This is a genomic window from Rathayibacter rubneri (assembly GCF_023743255.1).
Lineage (GTDB): Bacteria > Actinomycetota > Actinomycetes > Actinomycetales > Microbacteriaceae > Rathayibacter > Rathayibacter rubneri.
The window spans coordinates 1-8,684 of sequence record NZ_JAMRYM010000117.1; the positions used below are offsets into that span (position 1 = coordinate 1).

Below are 8,684 nucleotides of genomic sequence, written 5' to 3' on the forward strand. Positions count from 1 at the left end.
CCGCAGGACGCCCTGCGCCTGGGCCGGGGAGACCCGGTCATCCCGACGCGCTACGCCTGACAGCCGAGGACGGGAGCGGGCGGCCCGGTCGCCGGGCCGCCCGGCTCACTTCATCCGCGCGTAGATCTCCTTGCAGGAGGGGCAGACGGGGAACTTCTCGGGGTCGCGCCCCGGGAGCCACTTCTTGCCGCAGAGCGCCTTGACGGGCTTGCCGGTCAGTGCGCTCTCGAGGATCTTGTCCTTCTGCACGTAGTGGGAGAACCGCTCGTGATCTCCCGGCTCGATGGTCTCCTGGTTCAGGAGCTCCTCGAGCTCGCGGTCGAGGGTGGCGGTTCCGCCGCCTCCCTCGAGAGGGTCGGTGCTGCTGTTCTCGGGGCGGGTCGTCATGCCCCCGATCCTACGCGCGGCCGACCACGAGGTCAGCGGGAGGGGAGGAGGCGGGAGCGGAGGAGGTCAGTACCGGCTCGTGAACGAGACCAGCTCGGCCGCGCGGCGATCGAAGAGCCACCCGCCGAGCAGCACTCCGAGCGTGAAGACGACCACCGCGCTGCCGAAGCCCGTGAGGATCGCGGCCTGCGCCGCCTCCGGCTCGACGAACAGCGCCCGCACCGCGAGCACCACGGCCGGGGTCGCCAGCAGCAGCCCGAGCCCGAAGGCCAGCGCCTGCGGGCCGGCGCCGCTGGAACCGGGAGCCTGCGGCTGCACGAACGGGCTGTCGCCCGGCCGGGGGGCCGGGTACGCCAGCCGCGCCGAGACCGCGCTGGCGACTCCGGCGGGCACCAGCAGGAGGCAGGTGTTGGCGGCGAGCAGCACGGGCAGGGCCCCGGCGACTCCCGACGTGGCGCTCGAGGCGAGCGAGCCCAGGAGCACGATCGGCAGTCCGAGCAGGAGCACCGGGAACGCCCGGCCGAGGCGGTCGGCCCGACCGCTCACGCCGGCGGCCACGTGGAGCCAGAACGCCGACCCGTCGTACGCCGTGTCGTTGTGCAGGAACCAGCCCAGGAACAGCACCACGAGCGGCACCGGCAGCAGCGACAGGAGCGGGAACGGCACCTCGACCAGCGCCAGCAGGACGAGGACGACCACGGGGAGCAGCGGGACGGCCACGAGGGACGCCTGGTACCGCGGATCGCGGACCCAGTAGGTGATGCTGCGGGCGGCCACCGCTCCGGTCGGGGATCCGCCGAGCACGTCGAACCAGCCGAGCCGGAGCCCGCGCGGCGGACGGTGCGTGCGCTCGGGCCGGTCGACGAGCAGGCGCACGAGCAGCCACCAGAGGAGGGCGAGGGCGGCCAGCGTGACGAGCGCCACCAGCAGCGGCCCGACGGGATCGCCGGCCACGGCCGCCGGTGCGATCGCCCAGGCCGCGCCGAACGGGGTGACGCCGAGGGTCGCGGCGACGGAGCCGAGCGCGCGCACGCCCGCTCCGCCCCAGTCGAGGCCGGTGACGGCGATCATCACCGCGGGGACGGTGAGCAGGAGCACGAGCCCGAGGATCGCGAGGAGCTCCCGGGCGGTGCGCGACGGGACGAGGGCGGAGGACGCGGCGAGGCCGATCCTCGCGCACAGGAGCGCGGTGGCCACTCCGAGCAGCGGTCCGAGCACGGCGAGCACGCCGGCGTCGGAGAAGAGCGGGACGAGCGCGACGGCCACCACGAGGAGCGCGAGCACCGGCACCGAGATCAGCCCCGCGAGAGCGAGCATCGCCGCGAGGCGGGCACTGGGGATCCCGAAGAGCCGGAAGGCGCGCGGGTCCATCGGATCCAGCGGCCCCAGGAGGAAGGGCAGCACCAGGAAGCCCGCGGTCACCAGGGCGCCTCCCCCCACGGTCGCGTCGGCCGCGAGCCCGGGGGCGCCGCGCAGCGCGCCGAGGGCGGCGAGCAGTCCGGCCGTCGCGGCGACGGCGACCAGGACCCCGAGGACGACCCCCGCGGAGCGGGCGGGACCGGAGCGGAAGGACCCCAGGAGGACGTCGAGCCTCAGCTGGAGAAGTCGTGCAGCCACTGCAGCCCCTCGGCGATCTGCTTGCCGCCCGCCAGCTCGAGGAAGCGCTCCTCGAGGGTGGCGGTGCCGGCGACGTCCTCGACCGCTCCGGAGGCGAGGACCCTGCCGCCCACGATGACGGCCACGTCGTCGCAGACGCGCTCGATGAAGTCCAGCCCGTGGCTCGAGAGCACGACCGTGCCGCCACCCGCGACGAAGCGGCGCAGCACGGTGATCACGGCCGCGGAGGAGACGGGGTCGACCGACTCGAACGGCTCGTCGAGCACGAGCACGCGCGGAGCGTGGATCATCGCGCCGGCGAGCGCGACCTTCTTCGCCATGCCGGCGGAGTAGTCGGAGATCAGGCGCTCGAGCGCGTCGGTGAGCCCGAGCGCCTCGGCGAGCTCCTGGGCCCGCTTCTTCGCGGTCGCCCTGTCGATCCCGCGCAGCGCCGCGGCGTAGAAGAGGAACTGCGCGCCGGTCAGGCGGTCGAACAGGCGCAGGCGGTCCGGCAGGACGCCGATGAGCTTCTTGGCGGCGGCCGGGTCCTTCCAGACGTCGACGCCGTGGACGAGGACGCGACCGGTGTCGGGGCGGAGCAGGCCGGTCATCATCGAGAGGGTCGTGGTCTTGCCCGCTCCGTTGGGGCCGATGATGCCGTAGAAGGTGCCCGCGCGGACCGCCAGGTCGAGCCGGTCGACGGCGACGGTCCGGCCGAAGGTGCGGGTGACGGCGTGCAGCTCGTAGACGACGGGGTGCGGGTCGGCGGCCGCGTCGGGGGCCTCCGCGGTCGCGACGGGCCGGGCCTTGACCGCGGGATCGACGGCGTCCTCCGGATCGGCGGGGAGCGGGGTGCGCTCGGACCCCTCGGCGTTCGTCGACGTCATCCGGCAACGGTATCAACCCGCCCGCCCCGTCCAGCGGGCCCCGCGCCGGACCCGGCGACACGGCGGAGGTCAACCACCCTGGCCCTCGAGAGCGGGGACTGTACACTATCTCTCGACCCGAGGAGCAATCAGATCGATACGCAGCGGTTAATTCGAGGAGACGAGCAGACGATGACGAACAGCGGAACGACCCGGGGCGGCTCGAGCAGCACGCCCGCCACCGTCGTGATCCTCGCCGCCGGCATGGGCAGCCGCCTCGGCCGCTCCCTCCCGAAGCCGCTCACGCCGCTCAGTGACGGGCGCACGATCATGCAGCAGCAGTTCGACAACATCCACCACGCCTTCGGCACCTCCGTGCCGGTGAGCATCGTGGTCGGCTACAAGCTCGAGCACATCATCGAGGCGTTCCCGTCGGCGTCGTTCGTCTACAACGAGCAGTACGACCAGACCAACACCTCCAAGAGCCTGCTGCGCGCCCTCCAGGCCTCGGGCCAGGGCGGGGTCCTCTGGATGAACGGCGACGTCGTCTTCGACCCCCGCATCCTCGACCGCGCCGCCGCCCTCATCGCGAAGGACGCCTCCTTCGTCACCGTCAACACCGCCAAGGTCTCCGACGAGGAGGTCAAGTACACGACGAGCGCCGAGGGCTACATCCAGGAGCTCTCCAAGACCGTCCGCGGCGGACTCGGCGAGGCCGTGGGCATCAACTACGTGTCGGCCGCCGACAAGCCGGCGCTCATCCGCCAGCTGGCCCGGGTCGACGCCCAGGACTACTTCGAGCGTGGCATAGAGTTGGCGATCGAGCAGGACCGACTGCTCGTCGAGCCGATGGACATCTCCGACCTCTACGCCGTCGAGGTGGACTTCGCCGAGGACCTCGAGCGCGCGAACCTCTTCGTCTGACTCCCGACCCTCGTCCGGCTCGATCGGAGCCGGGTGAGGAGTCGCGCGCAGTGAGCCGGATCGACGTCGTACCCGGGGACGACCTCTCCCGCGATGCGGCCGTCGCCGAGCGCCACCGCCGCTCGAAGGCCTGGCGCTACCGCCACTCCCTCTGGCTGCTGACGCGGCGCGACCTGACCGTCCGCTACGCCACCAGTGCGCTCGGTTACTTCTGGTCGATCCTCGACCCGCTCGTGATGTCGGGGATCTACTACTTCGTCTTCACGGTGGTCTTCGACCGCTCCGTCGGCGAGGACCCCTACATCGTCTTCCTCCTTGCGGGCCTGCTGCCGTGGATGTGGTTCAACCAGGCGACCTCCGACGCCACGCGCGCCTTCCTCAAGGAGGCGAAGCTCGTGCGCTCGACGTCGATCCCCCGCACCATCTGGGTCGGGCGGATCGTGCTGTCCAAGGGGATCGAGTTCGTCGCCAGCATCCCGGTCCTCGTGCTGTTCGCGGTGCTCGCGGGCGCCGAGGTCACGCCCGCCGTCCTGCTCTTCCCCGTCGCGATCGTGCTGCAGGGCGTGCTGACCCTCGGTGTCGGGCTGCTCGTCGCGCCGCTGGTGGTCTTCTTCCGCGATCTCGAGCGGGTGATCAAGCTCGTGCTGCGCTTCCTCTTCTACGCGTCGCCGATCATCTACTCGACCGCCAATCTGCCGGAGGCGGTGCAGCCGTGGGCGGCGCTCAATCCGCTGAGCGGGATCTTCGCGCTCTACCGGTCCACGTTCTTCGCGAGCGAGCTCGACCTGCCGCTGATCCTCACCTCGGCTCTGATCTCGGTGCTCCTGCTGGTGGTGGGCCTGATCGTCTTCCGGCGCTCCGAGCGCTCCGTGCTGAAGGAGCTGTGATGAGCGCGTCCCCCTCCGCTCCCGTGGAGCGGCCGATCGTCATCGCGTGCCGCGGCCTGGGCATCCGGTTCCGCCGCAACCGCCGCGGTCGCCGCTCCTTCAAGGACCTCTTCGCCGGGCGCTCGCGCCGCTCGCGTCCCGGCGAGTTCTGGGCTCTGCGCGGGCTGGACGTCGAGGTGCGCCAGGGCGAGGCCATCGGAGTCGTCGGCCGCAACGGCCAGGGCAAGTCGACCCTGCTCAAGCTGGTCGCCGGAGTGGTGCTGCCGGACGAGGGCACGGTCGAGGTCCGCGGCGGCGTCGCTCCGCTGATCGAGATCACCGGCGGATTCGTCGCCGACCTGAGCGTGCGCGAGAACGTCTACCTGACCGCCGGGCTGCACGGCATGTCCAAGCGCGAGGTCGACGAGCGCTTCGACTCGATCATCGCCTTCGCCGAGATCGGCGACTTCCTCGACACCCCCTACAAGCACCTCTCGAGCGGCATGAAGGTGCGCATCGCCTTCTCGGTCGTGTCCCGGCTGGAGGAGCCGATCATCCTCGTCGACGAGGTGCTGGCCGTCGGCGACAAGGCGTTCCGCGAGAAGTGCTACGCGCGCATCGAGGAGCTCCTGGCCGCCGGTCGGACGCTGTTCTTCGTCTCCCACAACGAGCGCGATCTGCGCCGCTTCTGCACCAGGGGGCTCTACCTGGACAAGGGCTCGCTGGTGCTGGATGCACCGATCGATCAGGTCCTCGCGCGTTACGCTGAGGACTACGCGCCGAAACCGCCGACGCCCGCCGACTGACGGCGGTGCCGCGCGGGCGGCATCCGGACGACGCAGGAGTGCACCACATGGCGCCGAAGGACCGCGGCTCGAAGGCGCAGGGCCGGGACATCGAGCAGTCGGACCCCGGGCCCGTCGACACGGCCCAGCTCGCGAGGATCCTCGATCGGGTGCTCGCCGTGCAGCGGCCGGCCGTGCTGGCCAACATCCGCGCGCTGCGCCGACGCCGGCCGAACGCGTCCCCCGAGCAGCTCATCACCTCGCTCGAGCGGCAGTACCTCTCGAGCGTCGCGGCCGGCGGCGCGGCCATCGGAGCGACCGCCGTCGTCCCCGGGCTCGGCACCGCGGCCTCCGTCGCCCTCTCGGGAGCCGGCGCCGTCGGGTTCCTCGAGGCGAGCGCCCTCTTCGCGCAGTCGGTGACCGAGGTGCACGGCATCCGCCTCGAGGACCCGGAGCGCGCCCGCGCTCTCGTGCTCACGCTGATGATGGGCTCCTCCGGCAGCGAGCTCGTGCGCCAGGTCGCCGGGCAGGTCACCGGTGGCGCCGGACTGAACCAGTACTGGGGGTCCGTCGTCACCAAGGGCCTCCCCTCGTTCCTCGTCGGCGAGCTCGCCGATCGCGCCAAGCGCTCCTTCACTCGGCACTTCCTGGCCCAGCAGGGCGCCGGGCTGGTGGGGCGCGCGATGCCCTTCGGCGTCGGCGCGGCACTCGGCGGCGTCGGCAACGCGATGCTCGGCCGCAAGGTCGTGCAGAACGCCCGCGACGCGTTCGGTCCGGCACCGCAGGTGTTCGGCAACGCCCTCGTGATCGAGCCGACCCGCTCGGAGCGCAAGCGCGCCCTGACCGCGGGGGCCTCGGAGCCCCTCGAGCTGTACGTGCGCGACTACGGCGGAGCGGGTGAGCGCGTCGCCCTGCTCCTGCACGGCCTCGCCTCCGACTCCCGCACCTGGTACGCCCTCGTGCCGACGCTGCAGGAGCACGGCTACCGGGTGATCGCCCCGGATCTCGCCGGTCACGGCGGCTCGCCGAAGTCCCTCGCCTACTCGCCCGAGCACTGGGCCGCGGACGTGCGCGCCTCGGTCCTGCAGACACCCGACCTGATCCTGGGGCATGGCCTGGGCGCGGTCGTCGCCGCCCGCCTCGCGGACGAGTACCGGCCGGAGCGGCTGATCCTCCTCGACCCGGCGTTCTCGGACTCCCGAGGGCTCGTCGGCGCTCTGCGCGGCTCCCGCTCCCTGACCCGGGTCGAGAAGGGCGACGCCGACGAGCTGCGGCGGCGCCATCCGATCTGGACCGACGAGCAGATCGAGCTCGACGTCTCGGCGCACCGGCTGTGGGACCCCGCCTCGGCGGGCGGGCTCACCGCGCGCGACGCGGCCGACGCTCCCGACACCACGGTGGTGCCGACGCTGGCCGTCCTGCCGGAGGATCCGATCGCGCACCCGTCGCTCGCCGGTGTCCTCGCCGACCGCGGCATCGAGGTGCGCAGCGTCCCCGGCGCCGGTGCGTCGATCCTGCGCGAGGACCGTCCCGCGCTGATCGCGGCGATCGAGGACCGGCTCTAGCCGCCCGCCTTCGCCGACTTCGCCGCGGCCTTCGCGGCCTGCTTCGTCGCACGGACCTTCGTCAGCGACTCCGGCGAGACGATGTCGGCGACGGAGCGGAACGAGCCGTCCTCGCCGTAGGCGCCGGCCGCCTCGCGCCAGCCCGCTCCCTCGAAACCGCGCTGCTTGCCCAGCAGGGCGAGGAAGATCCGCGCCTTCTGGTCGCCGAAGCCGGGGAGCGCCTTCAGTCGCGCGAGCACGGTCCTGCCGTCCGGCTCGTCGCGGGTCCAGATCGTGGAGGCGTCGCCGCCCCAGTCGTCGACGATCGCCCGGCACAGGGTCTGCACGCGCCCGGCCATGTTCGCGGGGTAGCGGTGCACGGCGGGCGGAGTGCGGCAGAGCTCCGAGAAGGCGTCCTCCTCGACGGCCGCGATCGACTCCGCGTCGAACGACGAGCCGATCGCCTCGAGGCGCTGCTCGATCTTCAGCGGGCCGGCGAACGCCGTCTCCATCGCGACCTGCTGGTCCAGGAGCATGCCGATCAGCAGCGCGAGCGGGTCGCGCGTCAGGAGCGCATCGGCGTCCGGGTCGTCGGTGATGTGCAGAGCGTCGGAGGTCATCCCTCAGGGATACCACGCCGGCCCGCGCCGTGCGCGAGGCGCCGCACGGTGCGGTCGATCGTCTCGAGCGAGGAGGAGAGCTCCAGGTCGCTCAGGTGCCCGTAGCCCAGCACCAGCGCCGACTCATCCGCGTGTCCCGACACCGCGTACGCGTCGAGCGTCGCCACCTCGAGCCCCTCGGCCGCCAGCGCGGCGGCGACGTCGCTCGCCTCGAGCGAGGCCGGCAGGGTGAGCACCACGTGCAGGCCGCCGTCCAGGCCCCTCGCCTCGCCCCAGTCGATCCGCGCGGAGAAGGCGCGCACGAGCTCGCGGCGGTGCGCGTACCGCCGCCTCGAGCGGGCGAGGTGGCGGCGGAACGCCCCGGTCGCCATGAAGGCGGCGAGCGCCTCCTGCGTCGGACCCGAGACCGCGGCGTCGCGCTCGCGGGACTGGACTCCGAGCGCCGGACGCAGCCACGACGCGGCGGGCAGGGCGAGGAAGGCGACGCGGAGCCACGGCGACACGGTCTTCGAGAACGAGCCGACGTGCGCCACTCCCCCGCTCGCGTCCAGCGACGCGAGGGCGGGCAGCGGCGCGCCGACGTAGCGGAACTCGCTGTCGTAGTCGTCCTCGATGACGAGGAGCCCCTCGGTCGCCGCGAGGCGGACGAGCTCGAGCCGCGCGGCGAGGGCCAGGCGCCCGCCGGTCGGGTACTGGTGCGACGGAGTGACGACCACCGCGTCGGGGCGGGCGGACGCGAGCGCGGCGAGGTCGATGCCGTCGGAGTCGAGCGGGATGCCGACGATCTCGTGCCCCTCGGCGTGCAGGCGCCTCCGGACGGCGGGGTAGCCCGGGTCCTCGACCGCGACGCGCACCGGCCTGCCGAGCGCGGTGGCCGCGGCGCGGGCGAGCAGGGCCACGGCGTCGGCCGTGCCGCTCGTGACGACGACGTCATCGGCGGTGATGTCGACACCGCGGGAGCGCCGCAGCTGCAGGGCGATCTGCTCGCGCAGTCCCGGGTCGCCGGTGGCGGCGGGGAGCGCGGAGGGCGGCGCGGCGAGCGCGGGACGCCAGGCCGCCCGGGTCCTCGACCTCCGGCCGGGCCGGCCCGACACCC

The 8,684-nt window shown here is 73.0% G+C and carries 9 protein-coding genes; 4 read left to right on the forward strand and 5 right to left on the reverse strand.

From position 1 onward, the window contains the following. Positions 1-105: 105 nt before the first annotated feature. From NB037_RS17250 to NB037_RS17260, 3 genes are all read right to left on the reverse strand, one after another. Positions 106-387, reverse strand: a complete 282-nt coding sequence (locus NB037_RS17250; protein ID WP_055793615.1) for a DUF3039 domain-containing protein — start codon at positions 385-387, stop codon at positions 106-108. Positions 388-453: 66 nt separating this feature from the next. Further along, positions 454-2,004: an ABC transporter permease gene (locus NB037_RS17255; protein WP_251947981.1), complete on the reverse strand. Its 1,551-nt coding sequence runs from the start codon at positions 2,002-2,004 to the stop codon at positions 454-456. After that, positions 1,980-2,870: an ABC transporter ATP-binding protein gene (locus NB037_RS17260; protein WP_251947983.1), complete on the reverse strand. Its 891-nt coding sequence runs from the start codon at positions 2,868-2,870 to the stop codon at positions 1,980-1,982. The genes NB037_RS17255 and NB037_RS17260 overlap by 25 nt, the downstream gene beginning before the upstream one ends. Positions 2,871-3,041: 171 nt before the next feature. Here NB037_RS17260 and NB037_RS17265 point away from each other — a divergent pair, with 171 nt between their 5' ends. From NB037_RS17265 to NB037_RS17280, 4 genes are read left to right on the forward strand one after another with little or no spacing between them, the layout of a single operon-like run. Beyond that, positions 3,042-3,773, forward strand: coding sequence for a phosphocholine cytidylyltransferase family protein (locus NB037_RS17265; protein WP_251947985.1), 732 nt, complete (start codon positions 3,042-3,044; stop codon positions 3,771-3,773). A 59-nt stretch (positions 3,774-3,832) separates the two neighbouring features. Continuing rightward, positions 3,833-4,660: an ABC transporter permease gene (locus tag NB037_RS17270; protein ID WP_251947997.1), complete on the forward strand. Its 828-nt coding sequence runs from the start codon at positions 3,833-3,835 to the stop codon at positions 4,658-4,660. After that, complete coding sequence (locus NB037_RS17275; RefSeq protein WP_251947988.1) at positions 4,660-5,445, forward strand: ABC transporter ATP-binding protein; 786 nt, start codon at positions 4,660-4,662, stop codon at positions 5,443-5,445. Before NB037_RS17270 ends, NB037_RS17275 begins: the two co-directional genes overlap by 1 nt. A 47-nt stretch (positions 5,446-5,492) precedes the next feature. Next, positions 5,493-6,989 (forward strand): alpha/beta fold hydrolase, encoded by a 1,497-nt coding sequence (locus tag NB037_RS17280; RefSeq protein WP_251947991.1) that lies wholly within the window; start codon positions 5,493-5,495, stop codon positions 6,987-6,989. On the opposite strand, the gene NB037_RS17285 is transcribed toward NB037_RS17280, so the two are convergent. Then, positions 6,986-7,588 carry an HhH-GPD-type base excision DNA repair protein gene (locus NB037_RS17285; RefSeq protein WP_251947993.1) on the reverse strand — a complete coding sequence of 201 codons (603 nt, stop codon included), beginning with the start codon at positions 7,586-7,588 and terminating at the stop codon, positions 6,986-6,988. The genes NB037_RS17280 and NB037_RS17285 overlap by 4 nt on opposite strands. Then, the coding region (locus NB037_RS17290; protein WP_251947995.1) for an aminotransferase-like domain-containing protein at positions 7,585-8,684 on the reverse strand (1,100 nt) is incomplete at its 5' end. The genes NB037_RS17285 and NB037_RS17290, both read right to left, overlap by 4 nt.

Excerpts from the sequence above, each read along its gene's own strand:
- NB037_RS17260 (WP_251947983.1), bottom strand. The coding sequence starts at position 2,870 with ATGACGTCGACGAACGCCGAGGGGTCCGAGCGCACCCCGCTCCCCGCC.
- NB037_RS17285 (WP_251947993.1), bottom strand. The coding sequence starts at position 7,588 with ATGACCTCCGACGCTCTGCACATCACCGACGACCCGGACGCCGATGCG.
- NB037_RS17275 (WP_251947988.1), top strand. The coding sequence starts at position 4,660 with ATGAGCGCGTCCCCCTCCGCTCCCGTGGAGCGGCCGATCGTCATCGCG.
- NB037_RS17265 (WP_251947985.1), top strand. The coding sequence starts at position 3,042 with ATGACGAACAGCGGAACGACCCGGGGCGGCTCGAGCAGCACGCCCGCC.
- NB037_RS17250 (WP_055793615.1), bottom strand. The coding sequence starts at position 387 with ATGACGACCCGCCCCGAGAACAGCAGCACCGACCCTCTCGAGGGAGGC.
- NB037_RS17280 (WP_251947991.1), top strand. The coding sequence starts at position 5,493 with ATGGCGCCGAAGGACCGCGGCTCGAAGGCGCAGGGCCGGGACATCGAG.